This is a genomic window from Polyangium sp. 15x6 (assembly GCF_029960785.1).
Classification (GTDB): domain Bacteria; phylum Myxococcota_A; class Polyangia; order Polyangiales; family Polyangiaceae; genus Polyangium.
The window spans coordinates 1-17,528 of the sequence record NZ_JASBQE010000061.1 but is presented as its reverse complement, the minus strand read 5'-3'; the positions used below and the strand labels follow the sequence as shown (position 1 = coordinate 17,528).

Here is a 17,528-nt window from a genome sequence, read left to right as displayed (position 1 = left end):
AAGCGCTGGACTCGGGGTCGATGAACTGCGCGATGCGCAGTTCATCGAACAGAGGCCGTGGCAAGACCACGAAGGCCTTGCCCAGCGAGACAGCAGCGCTGCCGTACGTGCTGGGGACGTCTTCCCTGTCGACTGCGCGCATCGCGCGCTGTCGCCCCGGGTCCAGCGCTTGCGCTGGTCCGGGTCGAGGGGTGGACAACCCCTCGTCGGGTCCGGGGTGAAACCCCGGCGCTACGCTCCCCTCAGCGCCGACTGCAGGCGAAGTTCCACCGCCGCCCCGTCGATCGCTCCGTCGCTGCGAGCGGCACCGCCCCGGCCGGCGACGGTTTTTCTGCGGGCGACGCCTTCGCCTCCTTGTCTGGCACGAATGTCCCGTCGAGACGCGCTGCGATCCCCTCCACGCACACCGATCCTGGATCGACACGCAGCCGCATCTCGATCGAGTCGAGCGCGGCCCGCCCGCCTGGGATATCCACCGCGGGCGACGCGTCGAGCGACGTATCCATGATCCAGCCGTCCTGCCCTTCCGCGCAGCGCGGCGGCAGCATCCCGCCGAGATCTCGCTTGCCGAGCGCGATGGGCTCGCCCACTGCGCCCGTCTCCGGATCGAGCGGGTGCACGTACATCCCGCCGAAACGATCGCCTGGATCCGGGATGCTCGTCACGAGAAGCCCGAGACCCGTCCCGAGCGCGCGACGCACGAGCCGCGGCGGCTCCGGCAGCGCGTACCGCGAGGGGCTCGGCCGGTAGAACGACGTCACCAGGCGCATGACGCCGAGATCCACGCGGTGCAGCGTCACCGTGTCGTACGACACGCCCTGCACGAGGAGAAACCAGCTCTCGCCGAGGCGCACCGCGCCCTGCGGCAGCGGCCTCGCGAACCCCGTCGTCCGCCCCGCCGCGTCGCGCAGAAGCAACACCGGTTGCCCCTCGCTCGCCGCGAGCAGCGAGCAGCTCGTGCCTCGGCACACGTGCGAAAGCGCGTGACGGCCGCTCGGATCGAGGAACGATCCCCACGACGCGAGCGGGTACGAGCCGACGCCCATCCCCTCGGCCGCCTGTATCTCGTCGGGCCAGGGCGGCGCGCTCGTCGCCGTGGATCGAACGCCGCCCGCGGGATCGAAGCGATCGTCGAATCGCACCAGGAAATGCCCCGTCCGCGACCAGTCCGAGCCCTTCTTGCCCCAGGCGTACGCGCGCAGGCTCACGAGATCGTAGGGCGCGCCGTTGTCGATCCCGATCTCGTCCTTCTCCAGCGTCGGCGCGGGCAGGTTGCGGAACGTGCTCCAGGGCGTCTTCTGCGGCTGCGGCGGCATGCGCCCGAAGCCGCCGAAGCCGCCGAAGCCGCCCATGCCGGGCGGCGGAGGCGCGACCGCGACTTCCTTCTTCGCGGGCTTGTCCGGGAGCGGCTCGGTGACGGGTTTGCCCACGGGCGCGCACGAGACGCGCACCGTCGGCGTCGTCTTCACCGGCACGTAGAGCGACGGCGGCGCCTCGGCCGAGCCGAGATCCCCCGAGATCGCGGGTTTGCCCCAGCCCACGCGGATCCAGCCAGCGAGCACGCACCCCACGGGCCCGCAGGCCCGCGTCGGCGCGTCGCCCGGCTCCACGTCGTGCTCGGGCAGATCGAAGACCTTCCACGTCATGCCCCCGTCGCTCGACTCCGCCGCGCGCCCGCCCTCGCCCGGCGACAGCGCGAACCGACCCGAGATCACCACGCCGTTCTCGTTGTCGCGCGCCTCGCCCGCGGTCACCGTGCCGTCGAGCTTCACGCGCACGCCGATCACCGGCCCGCCTGCCTCGACCCAGCCGCCGAGCACGCCGGGCTCGCGCTCCTCGAACCCTTCGAGCCACATCCCGCGCCTGAGCTCGCGCGCCACGCTGCGCGGCTTCTGCGGCAGCGCGAGCGGCACGTTCGTCATCTCCGCGCCCTTCAGGATCGTGAGCTGCCCCGTGCTGCCCGCGCGCGGCGGCACCAGGATCGCGACCCGCTCGTCCGAGAGCGCCACGACCCGCTCGACCCCGAGATCCCCCTTCACCCGCACCTCGCGCGTCGCCCCGCTCGCCGCGCGCACGCAGTACACGCGCGTGCCCGCGTCGCTCGCCGCGCTCGCCGCCTTCGCGCCCGGCCCTCGCGCCTCGCTCTCGCTGTCCCCGCACGTCCCGCGCACCACGAGCGCGCCCGCGCCGTTCGCCGACACGAACCGCGGACCCTTGAACGAGAGCACCTTCTGCATCGCGAGTGGCGGCACGAACGCGTACACGTTCGTCGGCCCCTCGCGCTCCCCGCAGACGAACCCGTACGACGCGCCGAGGCGCACCGCGTGGCAGTTCGCCTCGCGCTCGGGGAACGCCGTGAGGTTCAGATCGACGATCGTGCCCTTGTCGAGCGACACGCGCGCGAGCGCCCCGGCCCGCGCGACGACGGCCGTGCGCGGCGTGTCGGGAAAACCGTCCTCCACGGCCGCGCGCAGCACCTTCTTCCCGAACGGGCCTTTCGGCGCGGCCGCCGTGGTCACGTCGCCTTCGTCGTCCGTCGCGACCTGGTTCGCGCGGAAGGTCAGGTTGCCGCGCGCATCGAGCACGTACTTCCCGCCTGCCACGAACATCGTCGGCTCGCCGCCCGCGATCGAGATCGCCGCGGGGCGCTCGGGGAGCTTCAGCGGCCTCCACGTCGCGCCCGCGTCGAACGTGGCGAGCACGCCGCGCAGATCGGCGTCGACGACCCCCGTGAACCCGTCGGCGAACGCGAGCCCGCCGTACGCCGCGGCCGGCGGAAGCGGCGCGAGCGAACGCACCTCGCCCGACTCGGGATCGACCGCGACGAGCTTTCCGTTCGCGGTGAGCCGCAGGTAGAGCCTGTCGAACCCCGGGACGACCTCGCTCGTCGTCGACGAGAACTGCACGAGCGGCCGCAGCTTTCCGAGCCACGACGAAGCCCGCCAGAGCTGCGTGCCGCCGCCCGAGGTCGCGTGGAAGACGAACCCGCCGCCGAGCCGGCTCGGCAGCGCCACGGCGTTCACGTGACCGAGCGGCAAGAGCTCGTTCGCTCGCTCCGTCGTCCCGTCCTCGTACACGATGAGCCGCATGCGATCGACGAGCACGCGCCGCGCGCCCGCCTCGTACGCGACGAACCCGCGATCGCCGCGCACGTCGGGCAAGAGCCGCGACGGCGAGACCATCGGGACGAGCTTTTCCGGGACGGCCGCAGCGTTCGCCGCGGGAGCAGGAGCCCCCTGCACCGCGCGACCCGAGGCGCCGGGTTTGCAGCCTGTCGCGGTGAGCGACGTGAGCGGCGCGAGCGCGAGAAGCGCGAGGAGGCACGTCGAAACGCGGGAGGAGCCTCGCATCACGCAAGCATGCTAGCGCGCGGCTCGCCGAGGCGCAGCGTTCTTGCGCGGACCGCGCGCCGGGCGCTATAGCGGGCACATGTCGTGCGTCGTTGCTGTCGTGGGCGCCACGGGCGTGGTGGGGCGGGAGATGTTGCGGACCCTGGAGCTTCGGCGCTTTCCGGCGACCGAAGTGCGCGCCCTCGCCTCGGCGCGCTCCGCGGGGAGCCGTGTCCCCTTCCGCGGCGGCGAGCTCGAAGTGAAGCTCGCGTGCGCCGAGGCCTTCGACGGCGTGGACATCGCGCTCTTCAGCGCCGGCGCCGCCGCCGCGCGCGAGCTCGCGCCGCTCGCGGCCGCGCGCGGCGCGGTGGTCATCGACAACTCGAGCGCGTGGCGCGCGGATCCGGACTGCCCCCTCGTCGTGCCCGAGGTGAACATGGACGCCGCGAAGAACCGCCCGAAGGGCATCATCGCGAACCCGAACTGCAGCACGATCCAGATGGTCGTCGCGCTCGGGCCGCTGCACGCCGCGGCGCGGCTCAAGCACGTCGTCGTCTCCACGTACCAGGCCGCGAGCGGCAAGGGCCACGCGGCGATGGACGAGCTCATCTCGCAGACGCGCGAGCTCGCGGCCGGCGCCGAGCCCACGGCCAAGATCTTCCCGGGCTCGCTCGCGGGCAACCTCCTCATGGACTGGAAGACCGGGAGCCTGCCCGACTGGTCGGAGGAGGAGCTCAAGATGGTGAACGAGACGCGCAAGATCCTGGGCGATCCCGAGATCGGCGTGACGCCGACGACGGTGCGCGTCCCGGTCGTCACGGGCCACAGCGAGGCCGTGCACGCGCAGTTCCACCGCCCGATGACGGCGACCGAGGCGCGCGAGCTTTTGCGCCGGGCCCCAGGCGTCCGCCTCTTCGACGAGCCCTACGCGCCCGGCAACCACCCGCAGCCGCGCGAGGCGGCCGGCACGGACGACGTCTTCGTCGGCCGCGTGCGCGACGACCTCGCGGTGCCGGGGGCGCTCAACCTGTGGATCGTCGCGGACAACCTGCGGAAGGGCGCGGCGCTGAACGCGGTGCAGATCGCGGAGCGGCTCGTCGGCTGAGGGGGCCGGGAGGGCAGGGCCGCGGATCGTTCCTGCGGCCCTGCCGTTCCTTCCGACACGTTCGAGCGAGCTTCCCACCGGTCCGAGTAAAGAAAGCTACATCACACGCCTACCTTCCTACGGAAGTGCGGTTCGCTCCTACGGAAGTGCGGTTCGCTCCCACGGAAAAGCATTTCACTCCCACGGAAAAGCATTTCACTCCCACGGAAAAGCATTTCGCTCCCCGGGCGTGTGCCGTTGCCTCATGCAGGCCCGCGCGACCTTCCCACGCGATTGCTTTTTCGTCCCACGTAGCCCGGAGCGCGACGTGCAGGCTCTCCGGGGCTTCGGGACCACCCCCTGCGCCCTGAAGAGCGGTCCACGCGCTGAGGGGAGCATTCCAACGTGGGCCCCCTTCCCTTCCCTTGACACGACGCCCCGTCCGGACCTCCGATGGTCCGAACGGCACGCCGTCCCCCCACGCCCATGGCCAAGGACAAGAAGAAGCGAGGCGCCTCGCTCGACCCCGAAGACGTCATCGCCGGCCGGGTACGCCCCGACGCGCGAGAGCTCGTCGCCCTGATCCGCGACGTCAACCCCACCGACCTCGGCCTCGATCGGCGCGAGACGGCGCGGCGGTATGCCCTGAAGAGCCGCCTCCAGAGCGTGCTCGTCACGCACTTTCGCGACGACATCGAGATCCGCCCCGAGCCCGATCAGCCCGGCGTCGTCCTCCTCCACCATCGTCCCTCGGGCCTCGACGCCTGCCACGCCGTCATCGCGGAGCTCGACGACGATGCGCGCTCCTTCGTCCAGCGCGTGATCGACACGGCCTCATCCCCTGCGATCCCGACCCCCGAAGCGCCGCGAAAAACCACGCCACGGCCGCACGAAGGCAGCCGCGCGGGCGAGGCCGTGCCGGATCTGCTCCGCGCGGCCGAGGATGCGCTCGCGGAGTACGACTACGAGCTCGCGCGGAACCACCTCGAAGAGGCGCTCGCCCGGAGCGGCGGTGACGCACGAGCCGCGAGCGCGCTGCTCTCGCTGCTCGTGACCACGCTCGGCGTCGACGCGGATGCGCTCGAGCTCGGCGAGACGCTCCCCGCGGAGACGCTTGCCGATGTGCACGTGCGTCTGCTCCTCGCGCTCGCCGCCGCGAGGCTCGACGACCGCGCCCGCGCCCTTCGTCTGCTTCCGGCCGCGAACGCGAAGGCTCCACCGGCGCGCCTCGCCGAGATCTTCGTGGCGCTCGCGAGAGGCGCGCTCACGGCGGGAAATCTCGCCGTCTCCGCGGACGATCTCGCGCGGGCACGAGCCATGGACGCCACACACCCGGAGCTCGCCAGCCTCACGAGCGCGCTCGCGAAGGCGCGGGCCGCGACGCGAGGTCCCGCAGAAGCGGAGGCGTCACGGCTCTTCGCGGAGGGTGATCTCCGCGGGGCGGAAGAACGAGCCCGCGAGATCCTCGCGGATCACCCGGAGAGCGAGGTCGCCCGGAGGATCCTCCGTGGTGTCGAGGAGCAAAAGAAGCGAGACGAGGCGCGGCGAAAGCTCGACGACGCGCACGATGCGCTCGATCAGGGGGAGACCGTGCAAGCCGTCGCGCTGCTCGAAGCGGCGAAGGGCCTCGGGCTGCCGGAGCACGAGGCGGCGCCCGCCGAACGACGGATCGCCGCGAAGCTCGCCGAGGCCCGAGCGCGGGAAGACGAAGCGCACGCCGCGTCGATCGCCGAGATGATCGGCGCGGGCGCGCTCGCCGAGGGGCTCGCCGCGTACGCCGCGCTCCCCGCAGCAGGGCGCATCCAGGTGAAGGAGCACGCGGGATCGAAGCTCCTCGCGTGGATGGATGCCGTCACGCCGCCCGGCGAGGGCGCGAAGGTGAAGCCGGCGGTGGCCGCGATCGTCGCGCTCCACCGCGCCGCGGAGATCGCCGAGCGAGCGCCGGAGGCAGCGATGGAGCTCGTCGACGGACACGCGAAGGTGCTGCAAGGATTCGGTCCTGCGGAGGACGTACGAAAGCGAGCGCAGGCCGCGATCGCGGAGGAACGTCGGCGCGTGGCGACGGGGCGGGTCGAGGCGGCGCGGCGGGTGATGGAGGAAGGCGATACGGCGCAGGCGAGCAAGATCCTCGGCGAGGTGCAACGAAAGGATCTGCCGGAGGAGGAGGCCTCGGTCTTCGATCGGTTTCGCACGGAGGTGCAGCGCAAGCTCGAACGGCAAACGCTCGCGGCGTCGATCGCAGAGCTCCGGCGCGAGGGGGATACGTTGCGCGCGCTCGCCGTGTGTGAAGAGCTCGCCGCGCGCGTGGAGGGCGAGGACACGGCGCGGATCGCAGCCCTGCGCGGGGAGATCCGCGCGGAGGTGCGGCGCCAGTTCTCGGTGCAGGTCGAGACGTTCGAGGGAGGCGAAGCCCCGGCGGCGAAGCTCCACGACGCACGCGTCCCGCCGCGGTGGAAGTGGGAGACGATGCTCGTGCGGATGCGCGACGGGCGCGAGGAGGTCGTCCTCATCGTCCCCCAGACGAGGGACGCGTGGGTGTTCGTCCGCGTGATCGACATGGCGACGGGAGCGCTCCTCACGCGCGTCACGCTCCGCACGCCAAACCCGATCGAGCTCTTGGCCGCCGCGATCCGCGACCGACGCCTGCTCCTCGCCGGCAAGCGCGCGAGCCTGCTCGAAATCGACATGGATGACTGGACGGTCGAGCGGTGGTGCTCGAACGTGCTCGGCAACGGTGACGCGGTCCTGCCGACCCGCGAGTTCGAGGACGTCGACAAGATGGTCCTGCCCGAGGTGCACGTCGAGGAGGCGACCGTCACCGCGGATGGGCGGTGGCTCTGGCTCAACACGCTGTCGACCAGCAGGAAAGACAGCATTCGCCGGCTCCTCTCCGTCTACGATCTCGCGGACCTGCGGCTCGCGCGCGAGATCCGCGAGCATCGCGCCACGCGTGTCCACTCGGGCGCGGTCGTCGGATCGAAGGTACCTCGCGTGGTCGTCTGCCAGTTCGACGACGACAAGGACGAGGGCCGCACGACCTTCTACGGCTCCCGTGGGTCGCCCTCTGGCCCCACGTTGCCGAGCGACGCGCTCCTCGCGCGCTCGGTCGTCGCAGCCCCGGACGGTGAGCGTATCGTCGGCGTCACCAGCGATCCCGAAGGCCCAAAGGACGCTCGCGCCGCGCGGTGGGGTTTCTTCGAGATCGACTCCCACGGCGCGCGGCCCATGCGTCTGTTCGAAGGCGTGCACGCCGTGCGCGAAGCGACGGCGATCGCAAGCCTCGACACGGGGATGTGCTTCGTGCTGTTCGACCTCGAGGACGATGGGCGCTTGCTCTTCGGCCTGGAGGACGGAGAGGACGGGCTCGCGATCAAGTACCGGGTGCGGGTGCCCCGGCGGGCGCTGATCGCAGGGACCGCCGACGGGAGGCGCGCGGCGCTGGTCGTGGCGCACGACGATCACCACGAGATCGTGCCGCTCGGCCCGGTGCCCCCGAAGGCCGTCGAGGGCGAAGCCGTCGCCGCGTTCCAGTTCCCGAGCTTGCCCAGGAGCACGGTGCACGCGAAGCACCTCGACTGCCACAAGCCCACGGGGAAAAATCTCGCAGCGGCCGTCGCGGAGGAGCGCGCGCTCCGGCGGGAGAGCAAGCAAGGGATCGCTCGGCGCATCGAGTGGGCGCGGCGGAAGGCAGGTCCCGACGAGGTCTTGGCACTCGAGCACGCGCTTCTTCGTCTCCGCGAGGGGACGAGCGCAGGGTTCGTCAACGCGCTTGGATGCGATCGGTTCCCCGATCATCCAAGGATCCGGCTGGGACACAGCCGGTCGCTCGCCATCGCCGGACGGTGGCGCGAGGTGCTGGATCACCTCGCAGGGGTCGATCCTTCGCGCTTCCGCGAGCCCGCGGAGGCCAAGCACCTTCACCACATGCGCGGGATCACGCTGATGATGCTCGACGAACCGGAGGCGGCGCTCGTCGAGCTCGATCGCTCGGCCGCATGCGAGGAAGGCAAGTGCGAGCCCGAGGTGCTCATCCCGCTCTGCGTGCCGCTCTCGGAGGAGAGGTCATGGACGCCCACGCAAGCCCTGACGCGGGACTACCTGCGTATCGTCGTCGCCGCAGACGAGGCGCTCGCGCGAGGGGACGCAGGCGCGGCGCAGCGGCTCCTCGACGTCCCCCTCCTCTGGGAAGCGAACGAGCTCCAGAGCATGGCGCGGCTCGCAGAGGCGTATCTACACGAGCAAGACGAGGGCGCGCCGGTGGATCGATTCCGGAAGGCCCTCGCGCTCCTGTCCTTCTGCGAGCTCTTCGACACGAGGAACACCATGAACCGCCGCGAGATGCTGCTGCCACGCGCGATGTGGGACGCCGAGCGCCTGTCCGCGCTCGCCGCGAAGGCGCGCGCGTGGGTGGAGGAAGCACTCTCGCTCCCAGCCTGAGGCGGAGCGCTTCGCCGGGGCTCTGCCCCGGACCCCGCGGGGGCTGTCCGCCCCTCGACCCGGACCAGGGCAAGCCCTGGACTCGGGGTGGAAGAACTGCGCTCCGCGCAGTTCTTCCAACGGCCGGTGAGAGAGCCTTGCCCGTCGAAAGGGCAGCGCGGCTGTCTTGGCTGGCAGGGTCGTGGCTGGTCTTGGCTCGGGCCTGTTCGATGAACTGCGCATCGCGCAGTTCATCGACCCCGGGTCCAGCGCTTGCGCTGGTCCGGGTCCAGGGGCGGATAGCCCCTGGTGGGGCCTGGGGCGAAGCCCCAGCGCAGCGGCTTCGACATGAGACATCACCAGGGGAACCACTCCCCGGGGATTGTCTGCCATGCCGTCGGCCTGCGCGGATCTCCTTCCGGCACTACGAGTGAGCCGACGAAATCGGCGTGCTCGTACACGCTCCCGATCGACTTTGCGATTCCGTCGAGGTCTGACTCGTCCACGACTCCGTTGCTCGTCGCCTTGTAGAACTGCACCGTCACCCGGATCGGGAACTTGGGATCGCGCACGAGCTTGAGGTCTCGCCCCTCGTTGTAGGGCCCCAGGTTCGGGCCGTGGCCGAGCACCGCTTGCTCCACGTCGCTGTCCTCTGTGACTGCGAGGTCGGCTGCCTTCTTCGACGGCTTGGTCGTGGCCGTGGCCATGGGCATCGGCGCCCCGCCGCCTTTCGGCTCCAGGCTCGGCATGGTCGGAATCGGACCGCCGAGCTGCCCGCGGTTCGCGTGCACGAGCGGCACTTGCACCAAGAAGAGCACGTCCGCTCCTTTTGCGAGGGCGCTCTGATCCGCCTCCGTCTTTGGCCCGCCTTGCGCCTCGATGCGCGCCTTCACGTCGCTCCGGCGCTCGGCCGTGAACGCGGCGCGCTGGCCCTTGTTGTTGAAATAGAGATCTTGCCCTCCCCCGCGCATGCCCATGTCCTCGCGGCGGTTCTCGATCACGCTGATGCTCGTCCCCTCGCGCGTCACCAGGAGCGTGAGCACGGCCGGTGACTTCGGGGCCGATTGATAATTGAAGATGACCGGGTTGAACTCGGCCTTACCGGATTTCGGAATCGGCAGGAACACGGCCTGCGCGCTCACCAGGAAATGCGTGTCCCGCGGCGCGAGCAGGTTGCCGCTGCCGAGGATCGAGCTCGGCAGGCTGGCGAATGCGCGAATGTTCTTGAGCACGTCCTTCAGCGGCACCGACTCGATCGACCCGCCGTCTGCCTTCTGATTGCCGACGCGCACGAAAAACCGGTCGGCCGGGACGTCGCCCGTGCGGTCCGTGAAATTCGGAAATCGGAGCACCGGCATCAGCGCCGTCTTGTAATAACTCCCGCTCTCGTCGTGGAACCGCACCTGCAACGTCAGATCCGAAATGTTCGGTCCCAGCGACGACCCCTTCGCCCGGGCCGTGTCCTCCCACGTCACCTTCGTGACCGACAAACCGCGGCGATTCGCCCCCTCGAGGACATCGCGGTCGCGGATCATCGACTCGACCTTCGCCACGACGCTCTGGTAATTCACGGTCGGCTCCGGCGCTGGCGCCACGATCCCCCATTCGGTCGGCCCTGTCGCCACCTCGGGCCCCGCGCTGGTCGTGATTCCCGTGGGCTCGGTCTTCGCCTGCTTCCCCTGCGAGGAGAGCGGCTCGGCGGCCTGATCACTGCTTTGCACGACCGCGGGCCCACCCCCGCACCCGATCGCGAGCCCGACACCCGCGGCGAAAAATGCCGCAAAACACACCATGCTCCGCTTCATTCGCTCCACCTCGCCTCCGCACAACGTTCGCGCCGGACTCGACCTTACACCTCTTCGCCGTCGCGCGATTCGGCGTTCGTACCCACAAAAGACATCGGCCGCGGATCGCTCCGCGGCCGACGTCATCGAACAGGTGACTCGGTCACACCTTGTTCACGAGTGCGGTGATGGCGTCGCCCTTGTAGAACTCCGTCACCTTCTTCATGTCGCCGTTCGCGATTGCGTAGAGGATCGCGGCGCTCGCGGCGTGCACGGACTTCGTCCCGTTGTAATCGGTGCTCAGGCCCGTCGTCGGGTCGATGCCGAGCGCCGTGTTGTTGGTCTTCGGATGACCGTGCCAACCGGCCGGGAGGTAGCCATTGCCCATCACGTAGATCCAGTTCGCGCCGCCCGGCGTCGAGTCGGGCCACGCCGGCCGCGTGAGCGGGTCGTGCGGGTGATCGCCGTGCACCGTGGTGATGACGGTCTTGTCGAGGTTCTTCGCGGTGCAGGCCGGATCCGGCGAGTTCGCCAGGTCCTGGTAGAACCGGTCGAGGAACATGCCGTAATACTTGATCACGTTCCGCGCGCCGGCGATCTGCGCGAAGGTCTCGTGCGGATCGGTGAAGATGCCGCCGCCCGTCTCCGCGATGACGCCGATGATCACCTGGTTCGTCAATCCGAGCGAGAATGCCTTCTTCGTGATGATGAGGGCCTTCGCCAGGTTGAGGAGCCTGTCCTTGCCGTTCTGACCACCGAAGAACATGCTCGCCGCCATGTCCTGAACCTCGGTGGCCCCGTAAAACGCGAGGTCCGCGGTCGTCGGCATGAGCTGCGCGGCGAGGTTTCGGCCAATCAGGTTCGAGGCCTTCTTGGCGATGTCGAGCTCGCGGGCCCAGGTCGGGCGCCCGGCGGCCTCGCGCAGGCCGAGGATCGCCTTGTAATAGGTCTCGAACATCGACTTGTCCTCCTGCGCGAGCAGGATCGCCTTCGACGCGGCGCTGTTGAACAGGTCGACCATCGAGTCCGCGCTCGGCACGACCGAGAGCGTGGGCGCGCCGGGGGCCGAGCCAATCGAGGCGGGCGCGACGCCGATCGACGGCAGGATCGAGGTCGTCGTGCGTTGCAATGCGCCGATCGCGGCGAAGAGCGTGACGCTGTTGCCAACGATGCCGTCGCCGCTGTTGTTCGTGTTGCCCGGGAGCGCGCCGTCGATCGTGATCTGGCGGAGCGGCTTTCGGTGGTGCACGGCCGTGTCGGCGACGAGGTACGCGCTCATCGGGCGGATCACGGTCTGCGACGCCTGGTCGACGAACGGCGAATCCGGGCCGTAATAGAACGGACGGTCGGCGGCGCCCGACTTGAAATACGACGTCTCGTCGACGTAGTTCGTCATGAACCCCTGGTCGATCGCGTCGTACGCGAAGGCCGCGTTCTTGGCCGCGGCGACGTCGGGCAGCGGCCACATGAGCTGCCAGAGGCAGAAATTGCCGCCGCCGGAGACGATACCGACGTGGCGGTTCGTCTCGCCGCACGCCTCGGCGGCGAGCGCGGTGCCGCCTTCGTCGGCGATGAAATTGAGAAGCCGCGAGCGCTCGAGCGCGAAGCCCGCGCCCGCCGCGGCCATCAGCCGGAGGAAGTTCCGGCGCTGAGGGCCGCGCAAATCCTTGAGTTTGTAGTTTGCCATGGCCCGATCTCCTACTCGCAGGTATGCGCCGCGCTCAGGAACGCAGCGACGGTGAGCGCGCGCTTGTTCGCGAGATCCTTGGGATCCGCCTTGTTCGCCTGCTCGATCATCAGGTTGCAGAGGTCCATGTCGTCCTCGGTCGCCGGCCGGCCCATGATGCAGCTCAGCGAGTTGTAGACGCACCTGCCCGTGGCAGCGTCGAACATGGGATTGCCCACGCCGTTGATCTTGCACTCCTCGGCGTTCTCGATGTTCTGGATGATCTCGGGCGCGGCCTGGATGAAGATGTCGAGCACCTTCGCGGCCGCCGAGATCGTGTAGAAATACGATTCGCCCATGCGCGCGTCGAAGTTCGCCACGCCGAGCGAATCCTTCGTCGCCGCCGATTTGTAGAGCTGACCCGCCGTCGGAGGCTGGCCCGCCGCGGCGACCTTGTCGAGATCCACGCCGCGCGTCGTGAGCAGATCGCCGAGCGCCGCATACGTGAGCTTGCTGCAGGAATGCAGCCGCGTGCGGATCTCCGGCGGTCCTTCGGCCGCGCGCTTCTTCAGGATCTCGAACGGATCGTCCTGGCCCGCCTGCGTCGGGTCCATCGGGTGGTGGAAGTTGTTGCTGCCATTCTCGCTCGTCTCGGGATCGCCGTTCGATTGCGCGCCCGCGCCGGCATTGCCGCCGCCCGCGCCGCCCGTACCGCCCGTGCCGCCGCTGCCGCCCACGCCGGGGCCCGACGTCGTCGGCACGCAGTCCTCGCCCATCGGATCCGCGCTGCCGAGGCACGCCGCGAATCCGAAGCCGATCGTGAAGAACAGGCCGGGCAGCGCCCAGCCGAGGAAGCTCCGCGCCATGATCAATACCTCACGAAGTCGTCGTGGACGAACGCGGCGCGGATGATCTCGCGCAGGTTGTAGTTTGTCTTGAATTGCGTGACGAGCGGGGCGATGACCGAATCGGGCACGTCCGCCAGATCGTAGACCGCGTCGCCCTTCGACATGGCGTAGTTCCAGACGCGGACCACCGCGCAACGCGCGACCTCGTCGTCCGCCGCCATGCGCTGGCCGAACTCGAGGAGGTTCGCCGCGGGCTGGCCGAACTTGAAGGCCGTCGTCTCGCCGGGGGGCAGGTAATCGCTCATCTTGACCTTCGGATTGCCGTCGATGGGCACCGTGGCCGCGAACTCGAGGACGCCGTCCATTCCGGCGGCGGGCTCGACGTACTTGCCGGCGTCGTCGTAGGCCGCGAAGAGCGGGGCGCGATGGTTCATCGAGCCGTGGCAGTTCGCGCAGATCGTCGACGAAGCATCGAGGAAGTCGACACGGCCGCCGTTCGCCGCGCCGCCGATCGATTCGAACGGCCAGGGCGACGTATAGAACCCGCCGCCCTTCGGCTCCGGCGTGGCCCGGTATTCGGCCGGCATCTTGCGGCAGGAGAACGTCTCCTGGATGAAGCGGACGCGCCGGAACGCGAGCGCGCTCGCGTACTGGGCCATGAGGCCCGCGTCCGTGAGCACGCCGGCCGCGGGCGCGGCGGCGGGGCCATTCGCGCAATCGACGGGCGTGAACGTGCCGGTGGCCGGATCGAACGAGGGGCAGGTGCCGCTCGTGGCCGTGAAGATCTGGCGATAATCGCCGCCCTCGACGGTGATCTTCGCCGCGAAGAGCGGCGCGTTGTTGCGGTTCGGCGCCTCGTTCGGCGCCATCGCGCCCGAGCGGAACGTGTTCTTCCAGTAATCGAGCATCATCGCGGCGAACCGCGGCGACTTCATGTACTCGTCGACGAACGTCTCGTAGACCTGCTTCGGGTCCGCGGCGCTCCGGATGCCCTCGATCTCGTCGTTCTTCGGCAGCTTGCCGACGAGCTTCAGGCTCGCGGTGCGCAGCGCCTCGCTGTACGAGACGATGCGCTCGTCGAGCACGGTCTTCACGCCGCCGCCGGTCGTCCCGCCGCTCGTCGTCGTCGGATCGCTGCCCGATCCACCATTGCCGACGGTGGCCGACGCCGTGGATCCGCCCTCGCCGCCCGCGGAGGGCGGGCAGGGCTTGCCCCCATTGGCGGGCGGCCCGCCGAGGAGCTGGTTGGGATCGTCCGGGTTACACGCAGAAAGGACCAAAGAAAGTCCCATCAGCGCGGTCCCGGTCCACGCTCTCTTGCCCCATTTCATTGTCATTGCTGCTCCGCCATGATCCAAGGCTCCACCTTGGTCTTGAAAGCGTTGTATGCGTTCAGATCACCGTCGAATTTGTACATGTGCACGATCGGCTGAACCGGATCCGTCACCTGCAGGATCTGGCTCGCCGCCGGATCACCCGGCTTGATGCGCGCCCGCACCTCCTGGCATGCCGCCGTGGGCATCATCGCGTTGAGCTCCGACAGATCCATCGTGCCTTTCGCCTGCGGGTTCGCCCCGCCGTGGCATTTCATCATGCACGTCTGCATGGCCGGCACGACGTTCTGCTGGAAGTTCACGAGATCGTTGCAGCCCGTCCCGGGGCCCGCATTGCCGCCGTAGACCTCGATGAGCTCGAACGCGATCCCGAGATAGGCCCCCTTCTGCCAGTTCGTCAGGACGACCTCGCCGGTGCCGAGCGTGTTGTCGCCGCCGAGCGTGAACGTCTGGTCGAGGTTCGAGAAGCTGTCGACCGGGTCCGGATCGCCCGGTTGTCCAGGCACGTACACCGTGAAGACCGGGTGCACGATGTGCAGCGGTTTGTCCACCACGGGGTGGACCGTGATGTTCGTCAGCCGGAGCATGGTGGGCGCGTCGCTCGTGCCGCCGAGCGCCTCGGCGAAGAACGCGATCGACATGTACTGGAAATCGTCGCCGAGCGCGTCGAGGTAGACCGTGTTCAGCGCGCCGCCGGGCAAAGGACGGAACGGACGCACGCTCGGCCCGATATCCACGCTGCTATCCGGCAAGCCGTCGGCCTCCGCCGTGAGCCACGTGATCACGCCGGGCTTGACGTTTTCCGGGATCCTCGGCGCCTCGCCGCCGCCATGGTTCGCCGACTCCGGGTGCGTGAGCAGAATGCTTTGCTCGGCCGCGTTGACCACGATGCCCGGCCAGAACGTTATCGTCTGGTACCGCTCCTCGGGCGTCTCCCCCGCGAGGAACGGCGCCGGCGCCGAGCCGCCCTTCTTGTGGCAGATGTTGCAATTCGCCACGAGGTCGGGCTCGATTTTCAGGAAAAGCTCGTACGGCGTCGGCCCCGCAGGCTCACCCCCACCGGCCCCGCCCCCGCCCCCGCTCGCGCCAGTCCCCTCCGACGAGCCCTCCGAGTCATTGCTCGAACACGCGCTCATCCCCGCGATCGTGACCACAACGCCGAGCGACAAGAGCAGCCCCAGAATGGAGCGGCTCCAGGATCCGATTTCACGAGAAGTTTTCACTGCCATAAAGGATCGAGGGTGATCCAGGTGGATCGATGCATGTCCACCCGGGGAGGCCCGGGAACCCGAGGGCGCGCGCCTTGTCCGGCATCGATCCGCACGTCCTCGCCTCGATTCGCCTCGTCTCGAGGATCGAGGACGAGGAGAGATCAGATCCGGATTATGCGCCCCTATTCCCGCGATGGGAAGGAGTTCTTGAAGCTCGACGACATCCTTGGTACCGAAAAGGGATGTCTCCCCGCCGCGCGTCGCTCGCCCTCGCGAGCGCGCTCCTCGCCGCGCTCGCCGCGTCGTCGGTCACGAGCTGCGTGCTCATCGCCGAGATCGATTACGATCTCATCCCCGAAGACACGGACGCCCCGGACGCAGGCGCGCCCGACAGCGGCGGCGACGCAGGCTGCACCTCGGACACGAGCTGCGACGACGGAAACCCCTGCACGGCAGACACATGCACAGCCGGCGCATGCGCGTCGACGCCCCTCGCGATAGGTACGTCGTGCGGCACCCCGGAGCCCTGCGTCGAGAGCTTCGCCTGCGACGCGGCGGGCGCGTGCGCGCCGAAGCCAGTCGCCACGGACGACGGCGATCCGTGCACGAGCGATTCCTGTGATCCGCAGACGGGCATGATCTCACACACGGCCGTCGGCGGAGCCTGCCTTTCGTGGGTCCCGTTGCCCGCGGAGAACGCGCCTTCGCCGCGCTTCAACCACACCGCGATCTGGACCGGCACGCACATGATCATCTGGGGCGGCGAGCGCGGTGGCCTCGATCCGCTGCTCGGCGACGGCGCGCTCTACGATCCGATGGCGAAGACGTGGAAAGCCATGAGCACCGTCAACGCCCCCTCCCCGCGCTTCGGGCACACGGCGGTCTGGACGGGCCAGGTCATGATGGTGTGGGGCGGCTATTCGACGAACGGGATGGTCGGCGCAGGCGCGAGCTACGACCCGAAGACCGATACCTGGACGCCGCTCCCGACGGCGAACGAGCCCGCAGCGCGCATCCGGCACTCGGCCGTCGCGACGGGCCTGTACATGATCGTCTGGGGAGGGACGTCGGGGAACAACCAGGCGCTGCTCTCCGGCGGCCGTTACTACATCCCGACGAAGACCTGGACCCCGACGAGCACGGTGGGCGCGCCGAGCCCACGCACGCAGCACTCCGCGACATGGACCGGCGAGCAGATGATCGTGTGGGGCGGGATGGACTTCTTCGATTGGCTCGGCGACGGCGCGATGTACTCGCCGTTCGACGACAAGTGGACGGCAAAGACCTCCACGACGAACGCAGCATCCTTCCGCGAGTCCCACACGGCAGTATGGACGGGCTCGGAAATCTACATCTGGGGAGGATGGAACGGCGGGCCCTACCTCGACACCGGCGGGATCTTCGACCCCAAGGAGGGCGCGCAAGGCACGTGGGCGCCCATGAGCACGACGGGCGCGCCGAGCGCGCGGCGATCCCACGTCGCGGTCTGGACCGGGTCGTCCATGGTCGTCTGGGGAGGCTGCGGCGATCTCGTCTGCACCGGGAGCCTCGGCGACGGCGGGCGGTATACGCCGGGCATGAACGGCGGGACCTGGGAGCCGATCCCCGAGGTGCCCACGCTAAGCTCACGCCGCGACGCGACAGCCGTATGGACCGGCGCGCGCATCCTCGTGTGGGGCGGCCGCGACGCCAATGGCGCGCTCGGCACCGGGGCCGAAGCGCAGCCCTGACAGCGGAGCGGGGCGTTGCCCCGCACCCCAGCAGGGGGCTGTCCGCCCCCTGCACCCCGGACCAGGCACTGCCTGGACCGAGGGCGGATGAACCGCGCGATGCGCGGTTCATCCGACGGGCCCGTG

9 protein-coding genes are annotated in these 17,528 nt (G+C 69.6%); 3 read left to right on the top strand and 6 right to left on the bottom strand.

Features of this window, described 5'->3' with window-relative positions:
* Nucleotides 1–242: 242 nt before the first annotated feature.
* Nucleotides 243–3,350 carry a hypothetical protein gene (locus QHF83_RS34205; protein WP_282422217.1) on the bottom strand — a complete coding sequence of 1,036 codons (3,108 nt, stop codon included), beginning with the start codon at nucleotides 3,348–3,350 and terminating at the stop codon, nucleotides 243–245.
* Between the two features lie 79 nt (nucleotides 3,351–3,429).
* Here QHF83_RS34205 and QHF83_RS34200 point away from each other — a divergent pair, with 79 nt between their 5' ends.
* Both QHF83_RS34200 and QHF83_RS34195 read left to right on the top strand, forming a co-directional pair.
* Nucleotides 3,430–4,434: an aspartate-semialdehyde dehydrogenase gene (locus tag QHF83_RS34200; RefSeq protein WP_282422216.1), complete on the top strand. Its 1,005-nt coding sequence runs from the start codon at nucleotides 3,430–3,432 to the stop codon at nucleotides 4,432–4,434.
* A gap of 465 nt (nucleotides 4,435–4,899) precedes the next feature.
* Entirely contained in the window at nucleotides 4,900–8,850 is a 3,951-nt protein-coding gene (locus tag QHF83_RS34195; RefSeq protein ID WP_282422215.1) for a hypothetical protein, read from the top strand.
* Between the two features lie 335 nt (nucleotides 8,851–9,185).
* Here QHF83_RS34195 and QHF83_RS34190 read toward each other — a convergent pair whose 3' ends face one another.
* The 5 genes from QHF83_RS34190 to QHF83_RS34170 form a co-directional block, all read right to left on the bottom strand.
* On the bottom strand, nucleotides 9,186–10,634 hold the full coding sequence (locus QHF83_RS34190) for a hypothetical protein (RefSeq protein ID WP_282422214.1): 1,449 nt from the start codon (nucleotides 10,632–10,634) through the stop codon (nucleotides 9,186–9,188).
* A gap of 142 nt (nucleotides 10,635–10,776) precedes the next feature.
* The gene (locus tag QHF83_RS34185) at nucleotides 10,777–12,300 is read right to left on the bottom strand and encodes a hypothetical protein (RefSeq protein ID WP_282422213.1); all 1,524 of its coding nucleotides are present in this window, start codon (nucleotides 12,298–12,300) and stop codon (nucleotides 10,777–10,779) included.
* An 11-nt stretch (nucleotides 12,301–12,311) separates the two neighbouring features.
* Nucleotides 12,312–13,145 carry a hypothetical protein gene (locus QHF83_RS34180; RefSeq protein WP_282422212.1) on the bottom strand — a complete coding sequence of 278 codons (834 nt, stop codon included), beginning with the start codon at nucleotides 13,143–13,145 and terminating at the stop codon, nucleotides 12,312–12,314.
* Between the two features lie 2 nt (nucleotides 13,146–13,147).
* Entirely contained in the window at nucleotides 13,148–14,419 is a 1,272-nt protein-coding gene (locus QHF83_RS34175) for a hypothetical protein (RefSeq protein ID WP_282422211.1), read from the bottom strand.
* 41 nt (nucleotides 14,420–14,460) lie between these two features.
* Nucleotides 14,461–15,684 (bottom strand): hypothetical protein, encoded by a 1,224-nt coding sequence (locus QHF83_RS34170; protein WP_282422210.1) that lies wholly within the window; start codon nucleotides 15,682–15,684, stop codon nucleotides 14,461–14,463.
* 230 nt (nucleotides 15,685–15,914) lie between these two features.
* Between QHF83_RS34170 and QHF83_RS34165 the strand changes: the two genes are divergently transcribed.
* Entirely contained in the window at nucleotides 15,915–17,402 is a 1,488-nt protein-coding gene (locus QHF83_RS34165) for a hypothetical protein (protein ID WP_282422209.1), read from the top strand.
* Nucleotides 17,403–17,528 lie beyond the last annotated feature (126 nt).

Excerpts from the sequence above, each read along its gene's own strand:
- QHF83_RS34205 (WP_282422217.1), bottom strand. The coding sequence starts at position 3,350 with ATGCGAGGCTCCTCCCGCGTTTCGACGTGCCTCCTCGCGCTTCTCGCG.
- QHF83_RS34200 (WP_282422216.1), top strand. The coding sequence starts at position 3,430 with ATGTCGTGCGTCGTTGCTGTCGTGGGCGCCACGGGCGTGGTGGGGCGG.
- QHF83_RS34195 (WP_282422215.1), top strand. The coding sequence starts at position 4,900 with ATGGCCAAGGACAAGAAGAAGCGAGGCGCCTCGCTCGACCCCGAAGAC.
- QHF83_RS34190 (WP_282422214.1), bottom strand. The coding sequence starts at position 10,634 with ATGAAGCGGAGCATGGTGTGTTTTGCGGCATTTTTCGCCGCGGGTGTC.
- QHF83_RS34185 (WP_282422213.1), bottom strand. The coding sequence starts at position 12,300 with ATGGCAAACTACAAACTCAAGGATTTGCGCGGCCCTCAGCGCCGGAAC.
- QHF83_RS34180 (WP_282422212.1), bottom strand. The coding sequence starts at position 13,145 with ATGGCGCGGAGCTTCCTCGGCTGGGCGCTGCCCGGCCTGTTCTTCACG.
- QHF83_RS34175 (WP_282422211.1), bottom strand. The coding sequence starts at position 14,419 with ATGGGACTTTCTTTGGTCCTTTCTGCGTGTAACCCGGACGATCCCAAC.
- QHF83_RS34165 (WP_282422209.1), top strand. The coding sequence starts at position 15,915 with ATGTCTCCCCGCCGCGCGTCGCTCGCCCTCGCGAGCGCGCTCCTCGCC.